The sequence below is a fragment of the Mycobacterium sp. 050128 genome (assembly GCF_036409155.1).
Lineage (GTDB): Bacteria > Actinomycetota > Actinomycetes > Mycobacteriales > Mycobacteriaceae > Mycobacterium.
On sequence record NZ_JAZGLW010000001.1, the window covers coordinates 1,925,126 to 1,947,599 of the forward strand.

Below are 22,474 nucleotides of genomic sequence, written 5' to 3' on the forward strand. Positions count from 1 at the left end.
GACGCCGCGATGTCCACCCTGACCTGGATCGGCGTACCCGGTAACGAAAGCGATTGGACCGCACTGGGATTCGTTGTCGAGGATGACGCGATCCGCATCGGGCGGGTGGCCTGTGTGCTGACCGGCGAGCGGGGCTGGGGGTTCGACGAAATCTGCGCGCGGCCCGATGCCCTCGGGGTACCGACGACGGTCCACCCACCGGTGACCGGCGCGGTGCACCCCTGCGGTGTCACCCATGTGGACCACATCGTCTACACGGTGCGCGAATTGGACACTGCCATCACCGCTCTCACTGCGGTGCTGGGCGCACCGCCGCGTCGACGGTTTCACCCGCGGGGTGCCCAAGGACCCGAGATGGCGTTCTACCGCGTCGGGGACGGCTTCATCGAGGTGGTCGCCGCAGGCACCGAGCCGGCACTGATCGGGCTCGCGCTATGGTCTCCGGACCCCGACGCCACCGTCACGGCTATCCGTGCTGCCGGCGGTCCGATCGGTGATCCGAAACCCGCGGTGCAGGGTGGGCGGATCGCCAGCGTATGGCAGGGCCACCTGGACTGGGGCCTGGCCATTATGGGGCCGTGAGCTGGATCAGTCTGCCTTGTGCGCCGTCAGTAGATAAGCGGGAAGCTTCATCCGTCCCTTGTCGTCGCGGTCGTGCGGCGGGAACCGAAACGGCGCGTCGGGCAGGTCGGGGATATTCGCGTGGATGTAGGCGGGCCGAATCTCGTCGATCGCCCAGTACTTGCTCACCGCGGCGCGTAACTCGTCCTCGTCCACCTCGTTGGGCTTGGAGTCCATCTCGGCGGGGAAGGCACCCTTGGCGAACACCAGCACGTAATAGTTGGCGCCCGGGGCGGCCGCGCGGTGCACCGAGCGTAGGTAGTCGTCGCGGCTCTCGACCGGCAGCGAGTGAAACAGCGTGCTGTCGGCGATCGTCGCGAACCGGCCCTCAGAACCGGGCGGGTAGCCGGTGAACGAGGTGATGTCGGCCTGGACGAAGCTGGCGGTGCTCAAGCCCCGTTCCTCGGCGGTCTTGGTGGCCGCCGCGACAGCAGTAGGCGTGAGGTCGATGCCCACCACCGTGTAGCCCTGGGCGGCCAACGTCAACGACAGCTCGGCGACGCCGCAACCGGCATCCAGCACGTCGCTGTGGAACCGCCCGGCCGCGATCAATGCGGCCAATTCGGGCTGTGGCTCACCGATATTCCACGGCGGAGGCCCCTCGAACCCGCCCTGCTCGCGATAGGCGCTGTCCCAGTCCATTACCTCGTCGGGTGTCATGAAATCCAACCTACCCGCGGCTAGCAGGGCCAGGTGTGGACCGGCTCGTTGGCGTGCATGTGGTCGCAATACCGGCGCAGCATCTGCGCCAGCGCCGCGCGCCGCGTCATGCCGGAGTCCTGCAGTGCGCGCACCGTTGCCACCTGCCAGCTGGCGCCGTTGCGGCCGGCCTTGGCGCGGCCCTCGATGACACCGAGGAAACGATCGCGCACCTCGGCGTCCACGCCCCACCGGCGCAGTCCTTCGTCGGCGATCGGCAACAGCGTGTCGAGCACCAACTTGGTCGCCGCCACTTCACCCAGACCGGGCCAATGCAGCACGGTGTCCATCCCGTGGCGGGCCGCTTCGAGGAAATTATGATGCGCCGCAGCGAAACTCATCTTCGTCCACAGCGGGTTCTCGTCCTCGGACAAGGTGCGCAGCGTGCCGTAGTAGAACGCGGAGTTGGCCAGCATGTCGATGACGGTGGGCCCGGCCGGCAACACCCGATTCTCCAACCGCAGGTGCGGGCGCCCGTCGCTCACGTCGTACACCGGCCGGTTCCATCGGTACACGGTGCCGTTGTGCAAGCGAAGTTCGGCAAGCTGCGGGATGCGGCCGGCGGCCAACTCGGCGGCCGGATCCTCGTCGGACAGCTCGGGCAGCAGGGACGGAAAGTAACGGATGTTCTCTTTGAACAGATCGAGGATCGAACTGATCCAGCGCTCGCCGAACCACACTCGTGGCCGTACCCCTTGCGTCTTGAGTTCCTCGGGCCGGGTGTCGGTGGACTGCGAGAACACCTCGACACGGGTCTCCGACCACAGCTGATGACCGAAGAAGTAGGGCGAGTTGGCGCCCAGCGCCAGCTGCGGGCCGGCCATCACCTGCGCCGCGTTCCAGTTCGGGGCGAAGTCGTCGGGAGCGACCTGCAAGTGCAATTGCATACTGGTGCAAGCGGATTCGGGAGCGATGGTGACCGATTCCCAACTCAGTGGCTCCGGGCCCGAGATATGTATCGGAATGTCCTCACCGCGCGCATTGAAGATCGAGTCGTTCAGCGCGGCGTACCGCGCCGAATCGCTCATCCAACCGTCGCGGGACAGATGCTCGGGCATCAGCGTGGGCAGGATGCCGATCATCACGATGCGGGTGCCCTGTGCGCCGGCCTTGGTCTGCGCATCGTTGAGGCTGGCCCGCACTTCTGCCTCCAGGTCCAGCCCGGTATGGCCGGGCAGCGGCCGGGGAGGGACGTTGAATTCGATGTTGTAGGCGCCTAATTCCTTCTGGTAGGCCGGATCTGCGATGGCATCGAGCACGGGCCGATTCGACATGGCGGGCTGATAGTCGGCATCGACGAGATTGCATTCGATTTCCATGCCGGTCAGCGGGCGGTCGGAGTCGAACCGTGACTGGGCAAGCATCGTCTCGAAGACGTCCAGACACAGCTGCACCTTGCGCCGGTACTCCCGCGCGTGTGCGCGGTCATACGTGGTGCGCTTGACCTCTTCGCCCACATCGCCGATGCAACAGGGTTACCGGCGGTAACGCAAGAGCGGCGCGGCGGATTTCGCCGCCGCGTGCGCGCCCGGTCGTCGCGAATCGGGTCGGTTAGCTGCAGGTCTGGTGGGCCGGTCCACCATCATGGACGATGGCAGGAACGTGTCGCAGTTCACGACGAAGGAGACAGGTGGCCGAGTTCGTCGCAGCTATTGATCAAGGCACCACCAGCACCCGCTGCATGATTTTCGATCACGACGGCGCCGAGGTCGCACGTCATCAGCTCGAGCACGAGCAGATCCTGCCGCAGGCCGGCTGGGTCGAGCACAATCCGATCGAGATCTGGGAACGTACCTCCTCGGTGTTGATGTCGGTGCTGAACACCTCGAAGTTCTCGACGAAAGACATTGCCGCGCTGGGAATTACAAACCAACGCGAGACGACTCTGGTGTGGAATCGGCGTACCGGCCGCCCGTATTACAACGCGATCGTGTGGCAGGACACCCGTACCGACCGGATCGCGTCGGCGCTGGACCGCGACGGGCGTGGCGACGTGATTCGGCGCAAGGCCGGCCTGCCCCCGGCCACCTATTTCTCCGGCGGGAAGCTGCAATGGATCCTGGACAACGTCGACGGCGTGCGCGCGGCGGCCGAAAGTGGTGACGCCCTGTTCGGCACCGCGGACACCTGGGTGTTGTGGAATCTGACCGGCGGTGCCCGGGGCGGGGTACACGTCACCGACGTGACCAATGCCAGCCGGACCATGCTGATGGACCTGGAAACGCTGGACTGGGACGACGAGCTGTTGTCGTTCTTCTCGATTCCGCGCGCGATGCTGCCGGCGATCGCGTCGTCGTCGCCCACGCAGCCCTACGGCGTCACGTCGGCAGATGGGCCGCTCGGCGCCGAGGTGCCGATCACCGGCGTGCTGGGTGACCAGCATGCCGCGATGGTCGGGCAGGTATGTCTGTCCGCGGGAGAGGCGAAAAACACCTACGGCACCGGCAATTTCCTGCTGCTCAATACCGGCGAGACCATCGTGCGCTCCGACAACGGTCTGCTGACCACGGTCTGTTACCAGTTCGGGGACGCCAAACCCGTCTACGCGCTGGAGGGTTCGATCGCGGTCACCGGCTCGGCGGTGCAGTGGCTGCGCGATCAGCTGGGCATCATCAGCGGTGCCGCGCAAAGCGAATGGCTGGCCCGCGAGGTTCCCGACAACGGCGGGGTGTACTTCGTCCCGGCGTTCTCCGGGTTGTTCGCCCCGTACTGGCGTTCCGATGCGCGCGGTGTGATCGTCGGGCTGTCGCGGTACAACACCAACGCGCATCTGGCCCGCGCGACGCTGGAGGCGATCTGTTACCAGAGCCGCGACGTGGTGGACGCGATGGCCGCGGATTCCGGTGTGCGCCTTGAGGTGCTGAAAGTCGACGGCGGCATCACCGGCAACGAGCTGTGCATGCAGATCCAGGCCGACGTGCTGGGCGTGGACGTGGTGCGGCCGGTGGTCGCCGAGACCACCGCGCTGGGCGCCGCCTACGCGGCCGGGTTGGCGGTCGGGTTCTGGGCCGATCCGTCCGATCTGCGTGCCAACTGGCAGGAAGACAAGCGGTGGACGCCGAAATGGGACGACGACCAGCGCGCCGAGGGATATGCGGGGTGGCGCAAGGCCGTGCAGCGCACGCTGGATTGGGTCGACGTCTCGTAGCGAAATGCCCGCCGGCGCATGGCCGACGGGCATTTCCTAGTGCAACGGTCAGTCCTCGCCGAGGATGCCGTAGACCTCGCGGCGCGCATTGTTCAGGATCTCGCTGATGCGCTGCTGCTGCTCGGCGGAGGCGGTGTGCGCGGATTGCGCGACCGCTCCGAACAGCTGGCCGATGGCCGACCGCAGATTCATCTGACCGGGGTCGGCGCCTTCGGCGATCTCGTCCCACGGCGGCGTCCCGACCTTCTCGGCAGCCGCACGCCCTTCTTCGGTCAGCTCGAAAAGCTTTTTGCTGCCGTCGCTTTGGCTTGCGGAGATCAGGCCCTCGTCGTCGAGCAGCTGCAGCGTCGGGTACACCGAGCCGGGGCTGGGCTTCCAGATCCCGTTGCTGCGTTCGGCGATCTGCTGGATCATCTCGTAGCCGTGCATCGGCCGCTCGGCGAGCAGTGCCAGGATGGCCGCCCGCACGTCACCGCGCTTGCCGCGGTTGTGGCCGCCGCGACGCCAGCCGCCGCGTCGTCCGCCGGGGCCGAAACCGAACCCGGGGCCGAAGCCCGGCCCGAAGCCGGGGCCGAAGCCCGGCCCGAAGCCGGGGCCAAAGCCCTGATCGCCGGCCTGGTCGCGGAGGTTTTCGAGGAATTCGCGTCGGGCCTGGCGCCGGGCGCCGTGCAGGGCCCGCCTTTGTCCGGGGCCGTGTCCGGGGCCGAAGCCGAATCCGGTGCCGGGGTGACCGCTGAATGGTCCCTCTGGGGGAGTGAATGGATTGCTCATTGTTTGTAGTCCTCAATGTTCTCGGGGTAGCGCACCGTTTGTGCGCTTCGGAATATCACGATATATCGTAAACGATCGCGATGCAACGGTGGAATTCGGTCGGTGGCTGTTCGGACCGGCCTTCTGTGGCCCTGAACTGCAGAAAAGTACCCTCGCCGGGGCTTCGTTTGCCCAGGATGGGTGACGGGTACGGACTTCGGGATGGACGCAGAGAACTCCAACGTCACGTTCGACAGCGACACGCACAGCACGGTGTCGGCGCGGAGCGGCAGCGGCCACGACCGGCCCGTGTGGCCGTGGGTGAACTGGGGCTTGGCGTTGTCGACGGTCCCGGCCGCCGCGATCGTCATGCTCTTCGCGCTCGGCGCGGTGATGAGTACCGGCGGATGCACCGACCACCGCTGCCCCCACCTGGGCGGCGGGATCGATTTCGGCGTGGCCTTTTACGGGGCGCCGTTGGTGGCCTTCGTCGTCATCCTGATCACGTTTTTCACGGCCAAGCGCCGCGGCGGCATTGCGGTGCCGCTGTTCGGCTGGGCGTTATTGGTCGCCGATGTGGCGCTGATGGCGGCCACGGTCGCGAGCTGACTAGCGCGGCGGCGCGAAGCCGCCCGTTTGCTGTTCCGGCTGCGGCAGCGTCGCCTGCGGTGCTGCCGGCTGCGGCCAGGGGACCGGCGCAGGCTGGCGTGGCATGGCTGTCGGCGGTGCGGCGGGCCATCCGGGCGGTGCCTGAAACTGCGGCCCGGCAGTCCAGGGTCCCGTCGGGGGGCCCGGCGGCATTGCGGTGCGCAACCGCGCCAGCTCGCGGCGGTGGCGCTCGGCCAGGACGGCAGCCAGGACCAGCTCGGGGGGAGTGCCGGGCGGGGGCGGCGGCGCGATCCGGGAGACCACGTCACCGGCGATTCGGTATGACATCTGCATGCGCAGCTGCGGGTCGAGTTGGTGTGCGCGGGAAAGGAATTGGCGTGCGACTTCGGCCTGGCCGGCATCGAGATTCGACAACTGCAGCGACGACGCCCACCACGCCAGCGACGGAGGCATCATCGGCGGCGGCCCTAAACGTGGCCCGCGTTCACTGACAACGACCGTCCCGGCGAAGATGTCGCCGACGCGCTTGGCTTTCGACGAGAAAATGCTGCAGATCACGGCCGGGCTCCCGGCGAGCATCCAGATCTCCACCACCGATGCCAGCGCGCGAAAAAGGGCCTGCCGGAAGCGTTCTGGGCCGCCGTCGTCGGCCACCACGCGCAAGCCCATGATGATCTTGCCCACCGAGCGGCCCCGGGTGGCCGTTTCGAATGCCATCGGATAGCCGACCATTACCAGCACCGTGAAGATGATCAGGATGGCCCCGCTCAGCGCGCCGTCGAATTGTGTCAGCGTGGCCGCCCAGAGCATCAGCCCGACGATGTACAAGAGGAAGATCACCGTGATGTCGATCAGCGCGCTCAGGGCTCGCACCGGCAGCTGGGCGATCTGCACGTCCAGCACCACGGCGTCCCCGGTCACCACCTCCGACATAACACCGAACGGTACAGGTTCGCTGGGTGTGACCGGCTGCGGTCGGTGGCCCCGAAACACCGATTAGGCTGCCAAGGTGGACGTCGACGCATTCGTGCTGACCCATCGCCCAACCTGGGACCGGCTTGACCAGTTGATCAAGCGGCGCAGGTCGCTGACGGGGGCGGAGGTCGACGAGCTCGTCGAGCTTTACCAGCGAGTGTCCACGCATCTGTCCATGCTGCGGTCGGCGTCCTCGGATTCGCTGATGATCGGTCGACTGTCCAGCCTGATCGCGCGCGCCCGCTCCGCGGTCACGGGTGCCCATGCGCCACTGACCAGCACGTTCACCAGGTTCTGGACGGTGTCCTTTCCGGTGACCGCCTACCGCGCCTGGCGGTGGTGGTTGGCCACCGCGGTGGCCTTCCTCGGCGTCGCGGTGATCATCGCGGTCTGGGTGGCGAACAATCCCGATGTGCAGGCCGCGGTCGGAACACCCAGCGACATCGACCATTTGGTCAACCACGACATCGCCGAGTATTACAGCGAACACCCCGCCGCGGCGTTCGCCCTACAGGTCTGGGTGAACAACTCCTGGGTCTCTGCCCAATGCATCGCGTTTTCGGTGTTGTTGGGCCTGCCGATTCCGTTCGTGCTGTTCCAGAACGCCGCCAACCTGGGTTTGATTGCAGGGCTGATGTTTCAGGCCGGCAAGGGCGGCATCCTGTTGGGTTTGCTGCTTCCGCATGGGCTGCTGGAGCTGACCGCGGTGTTCCTGTCCGGGGCAGCGGGGATGCGACTGGGGTGGTCGGTGATATCGCCCGGAGATCGGCCCCGCGGACAGGTGCTCGCCGAACAGGGCCGGGCCGTCGTGTCGGTAGCGATTGGACTCGTCGGGGTCCTGCTGGTGTCCGGGTTGATCGAAGCGATGGTGACGCCGTCACCCTTGCCGACGTTTATTCGTATCGCTATCGGGGTCCTCGCCGAGGCGGCGTTCCTGACGTACGTCATCTACTTCGGGCGCCGCGCCGTAAAGGCCGGGGAGACCGGCGATATCGACGATGCGCCCGACGTCGTTCCGACCCGCTGAAACTTACAGCCGCCCGGTCGCTTTCATCGCCAAGTAACGGTCGGCCAGCGCGGGCGCCAATTCGTCGGGTGGCGCGTCGACGACTTCCACCCCGCTTTGACGCAACCGTGTCGCGATCGCGCGGCGGTCGTTGCGGGAGCGTTCGGCGGCCGCCGCGTCGTAGACCGCCGCCGCATCCGAACGCCCGGTGGCCATTTGGTCCACCCGCGGATCGGAGACCGCGGCGACCAGCAGATGGTGTTTGGACGACAGCTGCGGTAACACCGGCAGCAGTCCCTCGTCCAGAGCGGTGGCGTTGAGGTCGGTCAGCAGCACCACCAGCGACCGCCGCCGGGTACGCCGCGCGATCGCGGCAACCATTGCACGCCAATCTGATTCGACCAGAGTGGGCTGCAGCGGGGCCATCGCCTCGACCAGCTGGGCGAGCAACTCGGTACGCGATGCACCGAACACGCCGGCCCGGCTCAACCGGTCATGAGCGAGGAAGTCCACATGATCGCCGGCCCGCGATGCGAGCGCCGCCAGCAGCAGTGCGGCGTCCATCGACCAGTCCAGCCGGGGCCAGCCCGCGGGGTCGGCTCCTGGACCAGAAGAAGTCGGATCGACGCCGACGCGGCCCGCCGCCATGCGCCCGGTGTCCAGCACGATCACCACCCGCCGGTCACGTTCGGGCCGCCAGGTGCGGACCATGACGTCGGCACGCCGCGCCGACGCACGCCAGTCGATCGACCGCACGTCGTCGCCGACGACATACTCTCGCAGCGAGTCGAATTCGGTGCCCTGGCCGCGGATCAGCGTCGGCAGCAGCCCGTCGATCTCACGCAGTTTGGCCAGCCGCGACGGCAGGTGCTTGCGCGACAAGAACGGCGGCAGTACCCGGACCTGACCGGGCACCGGCTGCGAACCCTGCCGTCCCGCCAACCCCAGCGGTCCGATCGACCGGGCGGTGACCACCGCCGCGCGCTGATCGCCGCGGCGGACCGGTCGCAGCTGCGTCTGGACATGCTGAGATTGGCCGGCCGCGACCTTCACCGCGTGAACGCGCGGTTCGGCGCGCGCGCTGGGCGGCCATGCATCGCGGACCTGGCCGCGGAACCGGCGGGGGCCGTCGTTGTGGATCTCCAGCTTCATGTCCACCGGTTGGCCAAGCCGCACCGAGCTGTTCGGCGAACGGACATAACGCAGTTTGCGAGTACTCGCGGCCAGCGCGATATCGACAGCCACCACGGCCGCCAGCGCCGCCAACAGCGCCTCGAAAACCTTTGCCGGCCAAGGAGAGAGCGCGATCGGAATGATGCAGATCAGCGCCACCAGGCCGGTGCGCCCAGTCAGGATCACTAGCGCGGCACCGGAACCGATGCCAAGATGCCGTCGAGCACTCCGTCGGGTGTCGCGCCCTCGAGTTCGGCTTCGGGACGAAGCATCACCCGGTGCCGCAGCGTCGCGCGGGCCATCGCCTTCACGTCGTCGGGAGTCACGTAGTTCCGGCCGGACAGCCACGCCCAGGAGCGTGCGGTACCCAGCAGGGCCGTCGCACCACGCGGTGAGACGCCAAGTTGTAATGCGGGGGAGGAGCGGGTGGCCCCGACGATGTCGACGATGTAGCCCAAAACCTCGTCAGCGATCAGAACATGTTGCACCGCTTCGCGTCCGGCGGCCAGCTCGGCAGGCCCGGCGACCGGTTTGACCGCCGACAGGTCGCGGGGATCGAAGCCGTGCGCATGCCGGCTGAGGATGGCGATTTCGGAATCACGGGACGGCAGCGTCACATTCAGCTTGAGCAGGAACCGGTCGAGCTGGGCTTCCGGCAACTGATAGGTGCCTTCGTATTCGATGGGGTTCTGGGTGGCCGCGACGATGAAGGGGTCTGGCAGTGGCCGGGATTCGCCGTCCACGCTGACCTGCCGTTCCTCCATTGCTTCGAGCAGAGCGGCCTGCGTCTTCGGCGGGGTGCGGTTGATCTCGTCTGCCAGCAGCAGATTGGTGAATACCGGGCCGGGGCGGAATGCGAACTCGGCGGTGCGAGCGTCGTACACCAGTGAGCCGGTGACATCGCCTGGCATCAGGTCGGGGGTGAACTGCACCCGCTTGAATTCCAGTTGCAGTGCCGCGGCCAGCGTCCGCACCAGGAGCGTCTTGGCCACTCCCGGAACACCTTCCAGCAGCACATGGCCGCGGCACAACAGCGCGATCACTAGGCCGCTGATCACCCCTTCCTGTCCGACGACGGCCTTGGCGAGTTCGCCGCGCAACGCCAGCAGCGCGTCGCGCGCCGAGTCGGCGGCCGGGGATGGTACGGAAGCGGCTTGTTGGGCCGAGGGGGACTGCGTCACGAGTTGGTGACCTGCCTTTCGATTTCGTCGAGCGCATGGGCGAGTTGGAGCAAGTCGTTGTCGGTGCCCGGCGGTGGGCCGAACAGTTGGTGGGAAACAAATCCCGCGTCTATCCCGGTGCGTTGGGCGACGGTCATCACCACCGCCTGCGCCGGTGCGCCGGCGCCCAAGCCCAGCCGGGGCAGCAGCCGCTGCAGTGCCGCGGTGCGCAGCGCGGCGGCGGCCCGATCGCGTGCGCGGCGGGATCGGTACAGCCGGCCGCGGCCCTCCACGGTCTCCGAGGCGCGCACCACGACAGGCAGGTCCTCGGCTACCAGCGGACCGGGCCGGCGGGCCTTCCACAGCGCAACCAGCAGCACGACGACCCACAGCTGCCAGAAGATCCAGTTCACGTTGTCCGGAATCAGTTCGAAAATCGATGTGGCGGAGCTTGTTTCACCTTCGATGTGGTGCGGCGCGTACCAAATCAAGCGGGGGCGGTCGCCCGCGAGATTCATCGCCAGCGCGGCATTGCCCGCCTGCGTCAGGGCTTGGTTGGTCATGAAGTCGCTGCTTCCGACCGCAGTGACGGTTCGCCCGTTGTCCCGGAAGCGAATCAGCACGCCGTCGTAGCAGCGGGTGATCACCCGGGTGTCTTTGACGTCGAACGTGTCGGCGGGTCCGAAGCGAACCGATCCGGCTCGAGTGGCCTCGCGCAGCGTGCAGTTCGGATCGCTGTCGAAGGAACTGGCGCCCGAGATACGCACGCCGGGCAGCAGAGCCTCGCGGGTTCGCGCCGTTGGTTCGACCAGGAGCAGATCGCCGGGTGCCTTGGCCAGCCGCTCCAGCATGTCATCGGACAGATACTGGCTCTGCGCCAACAGGATTTGCGTGTCGGGGCGGGCCGCGTGTTCGACGTCGGCGAGGTTGTGGGCCACGACGACGTCGACACCGCCGTCGCGCAGCAGGGTGACCAACGCGTGGGCGCCGTCGGTTCCGGTGGACTCCGCGTCCAGACGGGCACCCGGTCGCGGCGCGGTCAGGTAGGCACCGAGCCAGGCGATGGCGGCCAGCACAACGAGTGTGAGGACGACGCCGCGCCACGATCGCCAACGGCCGGTGGTCGCGATCGCGGGTTGAGATGCAGTGGCCATCAACGCACCTGAGCCCATGATTCGACCGGGCTGTAGTGCCCCGCCGTGGATGCGGTGGCAGGCGCGCGCATCCGCAAATGGTCGTCGAGGTCGGCGATCATCTGGTAGGCGGACTGGGTCCCGGGTACCTCGCCGTACGTGACATCGTTGAAAGCCGTTGCCGCTTGGGACAATTCGCCGGTCAGATGAGGCAGCACCTCGCCGGCGTCTCGGGCCAGCTCGTTGGCGGTGCGCCCGGGCGCCGGGTTCAGCACCCCGGTCTCTTCGAGCTGGCGCGCGATGGCGCGCAACCGGTGACGAATGGCTGCGGTCCAGTTTCCGTCCGCTGCATAGCGCTCCGCTGTCTGGCGATGCTGGGCCGCGGTCAGCTGGGCGGCTTCGAACAACTGGTAGTCACCGCGGCGCCTGCCGCGCATGGTGCGTCGCGCGGTGTGGATGGCAACGACGATTGCGATGGCCAGCAGGGTGAGCAGCACCGCGGTGGTCAACCAGCCACCGGGGAGCGAGGAAGTCTTCTGCAACAGCCGGTACAGCAACTCGTTGATCCAATCCATGAGCTGCTGAGTCGCGGACGCCTTGGTATAGATCGGCTTGCTGAGCTCGTCGGCTGCGGCCTGGTGTGCGGCATCGCGGTCGATGTCGATAGAAGGCACTGTCGTCCTCGCTCAGCCGGCCAATGGCCGTGTCAGCCAAAGGTTGTCGGTCGAGGCAGCCGCGTACGGCCCGCTCGCCGCACCGGATTGCAGCACCAGATCGAATGCCTCGGCCCGGATGCGGCGATCGGTGTAGAGCAGCACGATGACGCCGGCGTTGAACGGCGCCGTGATGATCTGGCCGATCGCCGATCCGATCGACGTGATCATGGTGCCCAGGAGCAGGACTCCGGTGGACGGCATTCCGGCCAGCATCACCTGCCCGACGATGCTGAACGGTGCGCTGATCGCGCCGGAGACGACACCCGCCACGATGAAAGTCAGCACCCGGATACCCAGCACTCGCCAGAAGCCATTGCGAAGCAGCGCAAAGGATCTGGTGATCGCGTCGAGGACGGGCAGCCGCTCGAGCACGATCAGCACCGGTGCGAACAGCACGACCATGTACAGGTACACCATCAACGCGATCAGGACGAAGAACATCGGGATACCGATCAGCACCGCCGCGGCCCCGTTGCCGATGGCCGCGATCAACGCGATGATCACGGCGGCGAGCCCGAACAGTGCGGCCACGACGGCGGCTTCCAGCAGCGCCAAGCCGAGCAACGGGAGCAGCCGTCCACGGATCTTGGCCCACGTCTCGCCGATCGTGATCGACGATCCGAACACCGCCCGCCCGACGATGACGGTGAGCATTCCGGACAGCAGCATGCTGCCCAGCCAGGTGACCAGCAAGCCGACACCCATCGAGCCGAACCACGCGCCGACCACTCCCCAGTTCATTTCTGCCGAACGATCGCTGGTGAGTCCGCCGAACGCGGCGATGGGACCCACGGTCGCGACCAACGAAATGATCTGCATCACCACAACGACGATGGCCGTCAATCCCAGCGTGGCCTTCGGGTTGGTGCGGATGTAGCCGACCGCGCCGTTGAAGATGTCGCTGAGGCTCAGCGGCCGCAGTGGGATGATTCCGGGTTTGATCGCTCCCGGGGCCAGCTGCGGCGAGCCGTACTGCGACCCGTAGCCGTACTGCGGCCCGTAGCCGGGTGGTGGTCCGTAGCCCGGCGGGGGGCCGTAACCGGGTGGTGGTCCGTAGCCCGGTGGGGGCCCGTAGCCGGGCGGGGGGCCGTAACCAGGTGGGGGCCCGTAGCCGGGCGGGGGTCCATAACCAGGGGGTGGTCCGTAGGCAGGCTGCGACCCGAATCCGGGCGGTGGACCGCCGTAGGCCGGTGGCGGGCCATACGCCGGCGGAAAGGCGTCGGGCGCGGGCCCTCCCGGGGGAGGGCCAGCTGGATAGCCAGGAGGTAGGGCGCTCACCGGGTCCAGCAGCCGTCGTCGTTCGTCATGGGCTCCATCCTGTCGGCGGTCGGGGGTTTTCTCAATCTTCCCCGGTGTCCGGTCCCGCCCCCGCTGGCCTGCACAGTCCGGGCGCGTAGCGTCTCTGAGCATGGCGGAACTCAAAACCCGGCTCCGGGCGGACCTCACCGTGGCAATGAAGACCCAGGATAAGTTGCGGACCGCGACCCTGCGCATGTTGCTGGCCGCTATCCAGACCGAGGAAGTTTCCGGCAAGGAAGCCCGGGAGCTCTCCGATGACGAAATCCTCAAAGTGTTCGCCCGCGAATCCCGCAAGCGCGGTGAGGCCGCCGAGATTTACACCCAGAACGGCCGCGGCGAGCTGGCCGCCAATGAACACGCCGAGGCCCGGATCATCGACGAGTATCTGCCCACGCCGCTCACCGAGGCGGAGTTAGCCGACGTGGCCGACACCGCCATCGCCCAGGTTGCTGAGGCCATCGGCGAGCGCCCCAGCATGAAACAGATGGGACAGGTCATGAAGGCCGCGACCGCGATCGCGGCCGGCAAGGCCGACGGCTCCCGCCTGTCGGCGGCGGTCAAAGACCGGCTCTGACGACCTGTTCGCTGTTATCTTGTGCCGCAATCGATTTCGCTCCTCGAATAGGCTTGGCCCAACCGGCCGGCCGTTCGGTCAGAACCGGAGATCCTTGCGGGAATTGACCCGGGCGACCTTCGATCCCCAGGAGATCAGCTCCGGGCTGGCGTCGTCGTTGGGAATCTGGCACTCGATCAGCACCGGACCGCCGTGGTGGGCGCGTGCTTGTTCGATCGCCTCGGCCAATTCGCCCGCGGTGGTCGCCGTCAGCCCCAGCCCGCGGCCGTCTTCGGCGTTGAACACATCGACAAGCCCGGCGTAGTTCCAGTTCTTGTAGTAGTTGTACGGACCGTCGTGGATCGCCGATTCGATGACGTAACCGCGGTTGTTGACCAGGAAAATCAGGATCTCCTGACCGTGGCGGATCATGTTCGATACCTCCTGGGCGGTCAGCTGGAAGGATCCGTCGCCGATGACGGAGACCAGCCGGCGGTCGTCCTCCAGGCCCATCGCATAGCCGAAGCTCGCGGGGACTGACCAGCCGATCGAGCCCCACTGCATCTCGATCTCGAACCGGGCGCCGCCGGGCAGTCGGGTGTACATGCCGTTGAGCCAGGAGTCACCGGTCTCGACCAACAGGGTCGTCGCTGAGTCAAGTTCCTCCTCGATCTGGCGCCACATTTCGACACGGCTCAACGGGGCCTGCGGCGGCGCGGCCGCTGCCCGCGGAGCCGGGTTCGCCGTCCCCCGAAGACGCTTGAACTGCGTCAGGGTCGCGCCGTTGGCCGCGACCTTCTTGGCAAGGTCGGACAAAAAGTCGGCCAGCGCGACGCCGGTGAATTCGGCGCCGGGGAACCGAACGCTGTGCGGCTCGGCGTTGATCAGTCGCTGCCGTGGTGGCACTGCGCTGTAGCCCACGGTCGTGTAGTCGCTGAACACCGGGCCGGCGGCCACGATCAAATCCGACCAGTCGACGATGGCCTGGCACTGCGGGCTGCTCACCTCGCCCCAATAGATGCCGGCGTATTGCGGGTGGTCTTCAGGGAAGAAGCCCTTCGCGTTGGGCATGACCGCCACCGCGCACCCCAGCGCCTCGGCAAGTTCGCGGAAAGCGTCAATGGCGCCGAAGGAACGCAGGTGCACTCCTGCCAGCAATATCGGTTTTTTGGCGTTCGCCAGCAGGTCGCAAGCATGCCCGACGGCTTCGGCCAGCATGCGCGCGTTGCTGGGCTGCCCGACCGTCAGCTCCGAGAATGGCGCCGGCGCGGCACACGGGGCGGCCGACAGGTTGCACGGGATCTCGATGTAGGCCGGCTTGCGCTCGCGCAGGGCGGTGCTGATCGCCCGGTCAATCATGGCGGGCGCATTGTCGGGATGCTGAATTCGCACCGCCGCGCAGGTCACCTGACGGAACACCTCGTACTGCGCGGTGAAGTCGTGGGTGCCCATGGTGTGGTGCAGGATGTGGTTCTCCCCCGCGTCATTGGTATTCGGGCTGGAGGACACCATGATGACCGGCAGCCGTTCGGCGTTGGCGCCGGCCACACCGTTCAGCGCGGAGTACGCGCCCACGTTGTAGGTAGTGAACACCGCCCCGACACCGTTGACCCGGGCGTAGCCCTCGGCGGCGTAAGCCGCGTTGAGCTCGTTGCAGCACCCGATCTGCTCGAGGTTCTGGTTTTCCAGCAACTCGTCGAGTAGCACGAGGTTGTAGTCGCCCGGGACCATGAAGTAGTGCTTCAGCCCGATCTGCTCGAGGCGGGCGGCCAGATATTTCCCTACGGTGAAGTCAGTCATGATTGAGTTCCCTTTGCGTTGAGTCGCTTGATAATTGATTACTCGGGCGCGTCGATCGGCACGACGTTGATCAACTTCTTGTTGACGAATTCCCCGATACCGATGGTGGACAACTCGTGCCCGTAGCCCGACAGCTTGATCCCGCCGAAGGGCAGGTCCGGCTTGGTCCAGGTCGGGTGGTTGACGAACACCATGCCGGTCTCGATCCGCTTGGCGACCTCGACGCCGCGTTCGGCGTCCTGAGTGAACACCGAACCGCCCAGACCGAAGTTCGAGTCGTTGGCGATCCGCACCGCGTCGTCCTCGCTGGTCGCCCGGAAGAAGAGCGCGACCGGTCCGAAAAACTCCTGGTAGTAGGCGGGGTTGTCCGGCGTCAGGTCAGTCAGGATGGTCGGCTGCACGAACGCGCCCGTAGTGGGCACCGGTTCACCGAGCGTGATCGCCGTCGCGCCCGCGTCGACCGCGGCCTCGATCTTGTCGTGCAGCTCGTCGGCCGCACCCTGGCTGGACATCGGCGGCAGCGTGGTGTCCGCGTCGAACGGGTCACCCGCCTTGAGCCCGGCCAGCGCGGCCTTGAACTTCTCGAGGAATTCATCGGCGACGTCCTCGACGACGATGATCCGCTTGGAGGCGACGCAGCACTGGCCGCCGTTGTTCATCCGGCCCCACAGCGCCCACCGGACGGTCTTGTCGATATCCGCGTCGTCGAGCACGATCAGCGCGTCCGAGCCGCCCAACTCCATCGTGGACTTCTTGCAGTTCTTGCCCGCGCGGGCCGCGACGACAGAACCCGCGCCCTCGCTACCGGTCAGCGACACCCCACGCACCCGCGGGTCGTCGATCAACATGTTGATTTGGTCCTTGGTCGCAAACAGGTTGGTGTAGACCCCTTCCGGGGCACCGGCCTCCAGCAGCAGCCGCTCGAAGGCGGCCGCCGCCTGCGGCACGTTGGAGGCGTGCTTGACCATGACCACGTTGCCGGCCATCAGGTTGGGCGCCGTCACCCGCGCCAGCTGGTACAAGGGAAAGTTCCACGGCTGGATCCCCAGGATCACGCCGAGCGGGGCGCTGACGAGCATCGCGTTGTCGTTGACGCTCAGAGTGTCGATGCGCTCGGGCGCCAAAAATGCCTCGGCGTTCTGCGCGTAGTACTGGAAGATCTGCGCGCTGAGCGCGACTTCACCCAGGGACTCGTTGTAGAGCTTGCCCATCTCCAGCGTGAGCAGGCGGGCGAAATCGTCGCGCCGTTCGGTGAGGATGGCCGCAGCGCGGTTGCACACGGCGGCGCGCTCGACGAACGACTCCTGGCTCCATGACTCAAAGCTCTTGTGCGCCTGCGCAAGCAGGTTCATCGTCTCCGCGTCGGTCAGGTCATCGAACGTGGCCACTACCTCGTTGTTGTACGGGTTGACGGTCCGGTATGCCATGGTTTCCTCTCCGTTCTTGCCCACCGGCCCTCGGCCGGTGCTCTACGTTCCGTTCGGTGAAATACCGCTCTGCGCAGCCGATTACGCATCGCTGGGGGCGGTGTCGTTTCGAGCATGCGTTGTTCGTATCGGCATGTCGCTACCGCCACCGCCAAATGGCTATACCTGCCAGCCGGTAAATCGCCCGTGCTGCCACCGTTTCGATTGCCACTGACGGCGGAATGGGTGCTAGCGGGTACGGGGGAGTGCGGCTGTCATGACTCGATACGTCCCCGCCGGCGTCGATACTTTTCGATAGAGCGCTGCGAGCCCGCCTCGCAGCGACTTTCGCCGCCGAAGATGCTTTTGCTGAAGGAGTTCATGATGCACGTCGCCACCGTCGTCTTGTCCGTCGTGCTGGCCGCGGAATTCGCATTCACTGGTTTCATCAAGGTGTTGGATACCGCAACCGCGCGCGCCAATGCCGCACATCTGGACATCAGCGAGCGCGCCAGCCGTCTCATCGGTGCCGCCGAACTGGCGGCCGTGGTCGGCCTTCTTGCGGGAGTTGCGATCAAGCCGCTCACGGTTGTGACTGCTGGCGGGCTCGTCGCCTTGATGATCGCAGCGACCGGTTACCACCTCAAGGCCCGTGACACCGGCCTCGCCGTGGCACCCGCGGTGATAACCGGACTGGCGAGCGTCGCATTGCTGGTGCTTGCCATAGTGTCTTAAGCCGACACGAATTGTCCGCAATCACGCTGCACCGCAATGAGATTGACGTGGCCGCCCAGAGCGTCGTGGGTAACGCGTGCCGCGCAGGGCGCCGCCGCGGTGCAAACGAATGGGTGGCGTTAAGATTCGCGCTAGTCGGCGATTTTGAGGGCGGTGGTTGCCGGTGAATGATCGCGTCGACGCGTCGACGTCGTTGTACCAGCTCGCTCGACAACAGACCGCGTTGCGCCGGGTGGCGGAACTGGTCGCTCGCGAGGCCGAACCCGCGGAAGTCTTCACCATGGTGGCCGAGGAGATGGCCAGTTGTGTCGACGCCCACAACGCAACGGTCGCCCGCTTTGACGGTGATGAAATAGTCATCGTCGCGCTGGGACGCCCCGAGATTGAGCTTCGGAACCCGCCGGTGGTAGGTGATCGGTTCCCCCTGGACGGTGACCATGTCGCCGCGATAGTTCGGCGCACCGGCCGTCCGGCCCGAGTAGACAGCCACGAGCACACGCCAGGTGAAGCTGCGGCGCGCATTCGTGCCATCGGGGTCCAATCGATGGTTGCGGTCCCCATCTCGGTGGGTTCGCATCTTTGGGGCGTGGCCGCCGTTGCCTCGCGAACGGGGCCGTTGCCAGCCGACACGGAGGCGCGAATCGCAGACTTCGCCGATCTGGTGGCAACCGCGCTCGCCAACGCCGCGGCGCGTGAACAGTTGAACGCCAGCCGCGACAGCCTCCGTCAGCTCGCAGACGACCTCAGCGTGCTGGCACGGCAGCAGGCCGCGTTGCGCCGGGTGGCGACCTTGGTCGCGCAGGGAGTCAGCCAGGCAGAGGTGTTTGCGGCGGTGGCCGAGGAGATGGCCGGTTGCCTGGATGTGGGTGGTGCCGAGGTGCTGCAGTTCGAGGACAACGGTGCTGCGGTCGTCGTCGTCGCTTCCTTCGCGGGACCCGGGCTACCGCTTTTGTCGGTCGGCGAACGGCTAAGCACCGAGGGCGACAACGTCTCGGCCCAGGTGTGGCAGTCGCGAGGTCCGGCTCGGATGGATATGTTCGACGGCGCCAGCGGTTCGATCGCCAAACGCGTTCGCGAATTGGGCGTGCAATCGCGTGTCGGCGCCCCGATTGTGGTCGACGAGCGGGTGTGGGGGGTAGCCGTCGTCGGCACGACCGAACCGGAAGGTCTGCCGCCAGATGCGGAGGCGCGCATAGCCGAATTCGCCGAGCTCGTCGCAACCGCCATTGCCGCCGCCACCACGCGCCAACAACTAGTCGCCTCGCGGGCGAGGATCGTGGCCGCCGCTGATACCGCCCGTCGCCAGCTGGAACGAGACATTCACGACGGAGCCCAGCAACGGCTGGTCGCCCTGGGACTGAAGCTTCGCCTCGCACAGGATTTGGTCCCAGCCGACTGCGCGGAGCTCAAAGAGGAGCTTTCTCAAGCCGTTTCGGGGTTGACCGACGTCTTCCAGGAGCTGCAGGAGATCTCGCGCGGCATTCACCCCGCGATCTTGTCGACCGGTGGGCTGTCCGCCGGATTCAAGACACTGGCCCGACGTTCGGCGGTGCCCGTCGAACTTGACGTTGCGATCGCGCACCGGTTGCCCGACCCCATCGAGGTGGCCGCGTACTACGTGGTGGCTGAGGCGCTCACCAATGCCGCCAAGCACGCCAAGGCCTCTCGAGTCATGGTGCGTGCGCATGCCACCGATCACGATCTGGTCCTGCTCATCTCAGACGACGGGGTCGGCGGCGCCGACCCGCAAAAGGGTTCCGGGCTCATCGGGCTCAGGGATCGTATCGAAGCACTGGGCGGGCGGATGCAGGTCGCCAGTCCCCCAGGGGGTGGGACGGCATTTGATATCGCTATCCCACACCATCCCAACGGTTGATGAGTGGACAGCGCGAGCAGCCCGCTCGCCTCAGCGGCGGATCCCGGCCCTAAATCCTCTATGCGCCAACGCATTCCATCATCGAACAGATGCTGCTAATCGACCTAGTTGATTGTCGGTGGTGGTTGGGGCTGGAAGGGTTGGTACCACCACCAGTCGGCGCGTTCGCCGGTGGGGCCGGGCCACGGCGGGACATCGGGCGGGGGTTGGGTCGGTGGGCGCGCCAGCGACCCCGGTCTCAATAATCGGCCGGCGTGGTCGGTGACGATGAGAGCGTCCGCGCAGCCGGCGATGGTGATGACGCCTCGGTGGTGCAACCGGTGATGATGGGGGCACACCAACACCAGGTTGGCCAATTCGGTGGGGCCGCCGTCTTCCCAGTGCCGGATGTGATGGGCGTGCAGACCACGTGTGGCCCCGCAGCCAGGAACCGCGCACGTGCGGTCGCGATACTCCAACGCGCGGCGAAGCCGCCGGTTGATCAGCCGCGTCGCGCGGCCGGCGCCAATGACCTCGCCGTGATGTTCGAACCAGACTTCACGGTTGGCATCACAGGTCAGGTATCGGCGTTCGGCGGCGGTGAGCAGCGGACCCAGATGCAGGGTCCCAGTGCGCTGCTCAACGTCGACGTGCACCACCACGGTGGTGTGCTGCCCGTGGGGCCGGCGGGCCGCCTCCGTGTCCCATCCGGCCTCGACCAAGCGCATAAACGCATCGGCGATCGTAGGCAACGGGGGCCGCTGATCCGAAGCGCCCTCGCTGTTGCCGTGATCGTGCTTCCACTCGGCGATCAGGGCGTCACGGTGAGACGCCAAGGCGGCGTCGAACGTCGCCGCGTCGTCGTGGGCAAGGGTGATCCGGTAGCAGCTGCCCTGCTCGTTGGCGGTCGTGGCGATCGAGCGCTCGGGCTCGGTCCTAGGTTCGGGTTCGGGTCGCGGTTCGAGTTTGACCGCGGTGCGCAGCTGATTGACCGTGGCGACTCGCGCGAGCTGCGCGTAGTGCTCATCGGATCCCGCCCCGGCGCGCGCCGCGATGACGCCGACCTGATCCAGCGACAGTCGACCCTCCCGCATGCTCTGCGCGCAGCGCGGAAACTCCGGCAGCCGACGCGCCACGGTGGTGATCGTGTGAGCGTTTGCCGACGAGCAGCCGGTCTTCCACGCCACCAACGCCGGCACCGACCGCGCACCCGTGGCACCGCACAATTGGTCGCGATCGATCTCGGCCACGATCTCCACGACGCGCCCATCAATGGCATTGCGTTGACCGGTTAACTCCGCCAGCTCCTCGAACAGCACCTCAAGACGCTCGCCAGGACGGACTACCACGGCGCCAGCGGATGCGGTCGAAGACATGACGTCATCATCGCATCGGGGTACGACAAATCTCGGCCCGCAAATCCGGCGGGGTGTGACTGCGATCATTCGCAAAGCGGGACAGCTTGATTGGCCGGCGCCAATGCGACGTCGCGGATTGAAAACCAGAATCCTGAATACCCGCTAGCAGGGTATAGCGATTGCCGTCAGCGGCAACGACACGCATGCGCGGACGCGGCATCCTTAATGGCGAGTGCGGTACATGAACTGGCGCACCGGTGAAAGCCCCGACACCAGAACCCTTTCGGGCCACGGTGCCAATCGATTCGAATCTAGGAGCGAGCAATGACCGACCAACTCATCGGCGCCCACAATGGGCTGCACAGCGAGCAGGGCGCGCTGCCGGGTGAGCACCCGGGGCGCTCGGCCAACCCGGTGATCAAGGTCCACGACGTAATCTGGCTGGAGTTCGAGAAGCCGGATCTGGACAAAGCGCAGACGTTCGCGCTGGCATTCGGGTTCAGCGTGGCACTGCGCACCAACGACGAGCTGCACCTGCGTGGCAGCGACCCGGCGGCACCGTGTGTCCTGATTCGCCGCGGCAAGCGTTCGCGGTTCGTCGGCCCGGCGTTCGTCGCCGCCGACGACACCGACCTGCTGCGGCTGGCCGATGCAACCGGGGCCACCGTCCGGCCGCTGCCCGAGACCCTCGGCGGGGTGAGCGTTGACCTGGTCGACCCGAGCGGAATTCCGTTGCGGGTGGTGTCCGGTGTTCACCGGCTCGATGAGCTCGCGTCGCAGCGTCCGCACGTCTTCAACTTCGGGGCCAGTCACGACACCGTCCGGGCGAACGCCACCCAGCGCCCGCCACGGATCCCCGCGCGCGTGCAGCGACTGGGACACATCGTCCTGCAGACGCCCAAGTACATCGAGGCGCTGAACTGGTACCTGGACCACCTGGGTCTGATCGTCAGCGACTTTTGCTACTACCCGGGCCAGCGTGAGCGCGGACCGGTCATGAGCTTCATCCGCTGCGACCGCGGTTCCACCCCGGCCGACCACCACACGCTGGCGATGGCTTTGGGCCCGACGCACCGTTACGTGCACTCGGCTTATCAGGTTTGCGACGTCGACGCACTGGCCGCCGGCGGCGAATACCTGCGCGAGCAAGGCTATTTCCGGTCCTGGGGCATCGGCCGTCACATCCAGGGCAGCCAGATTTTCGATTACTGGCGCGACCCCGAAGGGGATTTCCTGGTCGAGCACTACGCCGACGGTGACATGTTCGACAACAGCCTGGAAGCCGGCTGGGCCCCCCTGACCGCGTCGGGCCTGTACCAGTGGGGCCCACCACCGAGCAAGGACTTCCTCGGCGTCGGCACACCGCGTGAAACCGCACGCGAGGTCGCCTTGATGCTCGATGCGCTGCGCCACGACAACGAGTTCGACGTGTCCGCGCTGCGTGGGCTGTTCAGCGTGAGCAAATCTTAACCGACACA

20 protein-coding genes are annotated in these 22,474 nt (G+C 66.6%); 8 read left to right on the top strand and 12 right to left on the bottom strand.

The window, feature by feature from the left end:
• Positions 1-9: 9 nt before the first annotated feature.
• A complete protein-coding gene (locus SKC41_RS09215) occupies positions 10-582 on the top strand; it encodes a VOC family protein (RefSeq protein WP_330977346.1) in 573 nt (190 codons plus the stop codon).
• Between the two features lie 6 nt (positions 583-588).
• Here SKC41_RS09215 and SKC41_RS09220 read toward each other — a convergent pair whose 3' ends face one another.
• Together SKC41_RS09220 and SKC41_RS09225 are read right to left on the bottom strand one after the other, a co-directional pair.
• Positions 589-1,281: a class I SAM-dependent methyltransferase gene (locus SKC41_RS09220; RefSeq protein WP_330977347.1), complete on the bottom strand. Its 693-nt coding sequence runs from the start codon at positions 1,279-1,281 to the stop codon at positions 589-591.
• A 20-nt stretch (positions 1,282-1,301) separates the two neighbouring features.
• Entirely contained in the window at positions 1,302-2,777 is a 1,476-nt protein-coding gene (locus SKC41_RS09225) for a glutamate--cysteine ligase (protein ID WP_330977348.1), read from the bottom strand.
• A gap of 134 nt (positions 2,778-2,911) precedes the next feature.
• On the opposite strand from SKC41_RS09225, the gene glpK reads away from it, so the two are divergent.
• Positions 2,912-4,468 carry a glycerol kinase GlpK gene (glpK, locus tag SKC41_RS09230; RefSeq protein WP_330977349.1) on the top strand — a complete coding sequence of 519 codons (1,557 nt, stop codon included), beginning with the start codon at positions 2,912-2,914 and terminating at the stop codon, positions 4,466-4,468.
• A gap of 48 nt (positions 4,469-4,516) precedes the next feature.
• On the opposite strand, the gene SKC41_RS09235 is transcribed toward glpK, so the two are convergent.
• Entirely contained in the window at positions 4,517-5,239 is a 723-nt protein-coding gene (locus tag SKC41_RS09235) for a PadR family transcriptional regulator (RefSeq protein WP_330977350.1), read from the bottom strand.
• A 201-nt stretch (positions 5,240-5,440) separates the two neighbouring features.
• On the opposite strand from SKC41_RS09235, the gene SKC41_RS09240 reads away from it, so the two are divergent.
• Positions 5,441-5,827 (top strand): hypothetical protein, encoded by a 387-nt coding sequence (locus SKC41_RS09240; protein WP_330978814.1) that lies wholly within the window; start codon positions 5,441-5,443, stop codon positions 5,825-5,827.
• On the opposite strand, the gene SKC41_RS09245 is transcribed toward SKC41_RS09240, so the two are convergent.
• Positions 5,828-6,760: an RDD family protein gene (locus tag SKC41_RS09245; protein ID WP_330977351.1), complete on the bottom strand. Its 933-nt coding sequence runs from the start codon at positions 6,758-6,760 to the stop codon at positions 5,828-5,830. It abuts the gene before it with no gap.
• 76 nt (positions 6,761-6,836) lie between these two features.
• Between SKC41_RS09245 and SKC41_RS09250 the strand changes: the two genes are divergently transcribed.
• Positions 6,837-7,829, top strand: coding sequence for a stage II sporulation protein M (locus SKC41_RS09250; protein ID WP_330977352.1), 993 nt, complete (start codon positions 6,837-6,839; stop codon positions 7,827-7,829).
• A gap of 3 nt (positions 7,830-7,832) precedes the next feature.
• On the opposite strand, the gene SKC41_RS09255 is transcribed toward SKC41_RS09250, so the two are convergent.
• Genes SKC41_RS09255 through SKC41_RS09275 form a run of 5 tightly spaced genes read right to left on the bottom strand, consistent with a single transcriptional unit; the run spans position 7,833 to position 13,400 of the window.
• A complete protein-coding gene (locus tag SKC41_RS09255) occupies positions 7,833-9,167 on the bottom strand; it encodes a DUF58 domain-containing protein (protein WP_330977353.1) in 1,335 nt (444 codons plus the stop codon).
• Positions 9,167-10,162 (bottom strand): AAA family ATPase, encoded by a 996-nt coding sequence (locus tag SKC41_RS09260; protein WP_330977354.1) that lies wholly within the window; start codon positions 10,160-10,162, stop codon positions 9,167-9,169. Before SKC41_RS09260 ends, SKC41_RS09255 begins: the two co-directional genes overlap by 1 nt.
• Entirely contained in the window at positions 10,159-11,295 is a 1,137-nt protein-coding gene (locus SKC41_RS09265; protein WP_330977355.1) for a DUF4350 domain-containing protein, read from the bottom strand. Before SKC41_RS09265 ends, SKC41_RS09260 begins: the two co-directional genes overlap by 4 nt.
• Positions 11,295-11,948 (bottom strand): DUF4129 domain-containing protein, encoded by a 654-nt coding sequence (locus SKC41_RS09270; protein ID WP_330977356.1) that lies wholly within the window; start codon positions 11,946-11,948, stop codon positions 11,295-11,297. Before SKC41_RS09270 ends, SKC41_RS09265 begins: the two co-directional genes overlap by 1 nt.
• 12 nt (positions 11,949-11,960) lie before the next feature.
• Positions 11,961-13,400 carry a DUF7847 domain-containing protein gene (locus tag SKC41_RS09275; RefSeq protein WP_442931579.1) on the bottom strand — a complete coding sequence of 480 codons (1,440 nt, stop codon included), beginning with the start codon at positions 13,398-13,400 and terminating at the stop codon, positions 11,961-11,963.
• Here SKC41_RS09275 and SKC41_RS09280 point away from each other — a divergent pair.
• Positions 13,399-13,863, top strand: coding sequence for a GatB/YqeY domain-containing protein (locus tag SKC41_RS09280; protein WP_330977357.1), 465 nt, complete (start codon positions 13,399-13,401; stop codon positions 13,861-13,863). The genes SKC41_RS09275 and SKC41_RS09280 overlap by 2 nt on opposite strands.
• Positions 13,864-13,941: 78 nt before the next feature.
• On the opposite strand, the gene SKC41_RS09285 is transcribed toward SKC41_RS09280, so the two are convergent.
• Both SKC41_RS09285 and SKC41_RS09290 read right to left on the bottom strand, forming a co-directional pair.
• Positions 13,942-15,642, bottom strand: coding sequence for an alpha-keto acid decarboxylase family protein (locus SKC41_RS09285; protein WP_330977358.1), 1,701 nt, complete (start codon positions 15,640-15,642; stop codon positions 13,942-13,944).
• Positions 15,643-15,680: 38 nt separating this feature from the next.
• Entirely contained in the window at positions 15,681-17,069 is a 1,389-nt protein-coding gene (locus SKC41_RS09290) for an NAD-dependent succinate-semialdehyde dehydrogenase (protein ID WP_330977359.1), read from the bottom strand.
• Between the two features lie 363 nt (positions 17,070-17,432).
• Here SKC41_RS09290 and SKC41_RS09295 point away from each other — a divergent pair, with 363 nt between their 5' ends.
• Positions 17,433-17,783, top strand: a complete 351-nt coding sequence (locus SKC41_RS09295; RefSeq protein WP_330977360.1) for a DoxX family protein — start codon at positions 17,433-17,435, stop codon at positions 17,781-17,783.
• A 163-nt stretch (positions 17,784-17,946) separates the two neighbouring features.
• Positions 17,947-19,659 (top strand): GAF domain-containing sensor histidine kinase, encoded by a 1,713-nt coding sequence (locus tag SKC41_RS09300; protein WP_330977361.1) that lies wholly within the window; start codon positions 17,947-17,949, stop codon positions 19,657-19,659.
• A 104-nt stretch (positions 19,660-19,763) separates the two neighbouring features.
• Here the strand turns inward: SKC41_RS09300 and SKC41_RS09305 are convergent, their stop codons facing one another.
• Positions 19,764-21,014, bottom strand: coding sequence for an HNH endonuclease signature motif containing protein (locus tag SKC41_RS09305; RefSeq protein WP_330977362.1), 1,251 nt, complete (start codon positions 21,012-21,014; stop codon positions 19,764-19,766).
• Between the two features lie 306 nt (positions 21,015-21,320).
• On the opposite strand from SKC41_RS09305, the gene SKC41_RS09310 reads away from it, so the two are divergent.
• Positions 21,321-22,466: a VOC family protein gene (locus tag SKC41_RS09310; protein ID WP_330977363.1), complete on the top strand. Its 1,146-nt coding sequence runs from the start codon at positions 21,321-21,323 to the stop codon at positions 22,464-22,466.
• Positions 22,467-22,474: the final 8 nt, after the last annotated feature.

Excerpts from the sequence above, each read along its gene's own strand:
- SKC41_RS09215 (WP_330977346.1), top strand. The coding sequence starts at position 10 with ATGTCCACCCTGACCTGGATCGGCGTACCCGGTAACGAAAGCGATTGG.
- SKC41_RS09220 (WP_330977347.1), bottom strand. The coding sequence starts at position 1,281 with ATGACACCCGACGAGGTAATGGACTGGGACAGCGCCTATCGCGAGCAG.
- glpK (WP_330977349.1), top strand. The coding sequence starts at position 2,912 with ATGGCAGGAACGTGTCGCAGTTCACGACGAAGGAGACAGGTGGCCGAG.
- SKC41_RS09235 (WP_330977350.1), bottom strand. The coding sequence starts at position 5,239 with ATGAGCAATCCATTCACTCCCCCAGAGGGACCATTCAGCGGTCACCCC.
- SKC41_RS09240 (WP_330978814.1), top strand. The coding sequence starts at position 5,441 with ATGGACGCAGAGAACTCCAACGTCACGTTCGACAGCGACACGCACAGC.
- SKC41_RS09245 (WP_330977351.1), bottom strand. The coding sequence starts at position 6,760 with ATGTCGGAGGTGGTGACCGGGGACGCCGTGGTGCTGGACGTGCAGATC.
- SKC41_RS09265 (WP_330977355.1), bottom strand. The coding sequence starts at position 11,295 with ATGGCCACTGCATCTCAACCCGCGATCGCGACCACCGGCCGTTGGCGA.
- SKC41_RS09280 (WP_330977357.1), top strand. The coding sequence starts at position 13,399 with ATGGCGGAACTCAAAACCCGGCTCCGGGCGGACCTCACCGTGGCAATG.
- SKC41_RS09275 (WP_442931579.1), bottom strand. The coding sequence starts at position 13,400 with ATGCTCAGAGACGCTACGCGCCCGGACTGTGCAGGCCAGCGGGGGCGG.
- SKC41_RS09285 (WP_330977358.1), bottom strand. The coding sequence starts at position 15,642 with ATGACTGACTTCACCGTAGGGAAATATCTGGCCGCCCGCCTCGAGCAG.
- SKC41_RS09290 (WP_330977359.1), bottom strand. The coding sequence starts at position 17,069 with ATGGCATACCGGACCGTCAACCCGTACAACAACGAGGTAGTGGCCACG.
- SKC41_RS09295 (WP_330977360.1), top strand. The coding sequence starts at position 17,433 with ATGCACGTCGCCACCGTCGTCTTGTCCGTCGTGCTGGCCGCGGAATTC.
- SKC41_RS09305 (WP_330977362.1), bottom strand. The coding sequence starts at position 21,014 with ATGTCTTCGACCGCATCCGCTGGCGCCGTGGTAGTCCGTCCTGGCGAG.
- SKC41_RS09310 (WP_330977363.1), top strand. The coding sequence starts at position 21,321 with ATGACCGACCAACTCATCGGCGCCCACAATGGGCTGCACAGCGAGCAG.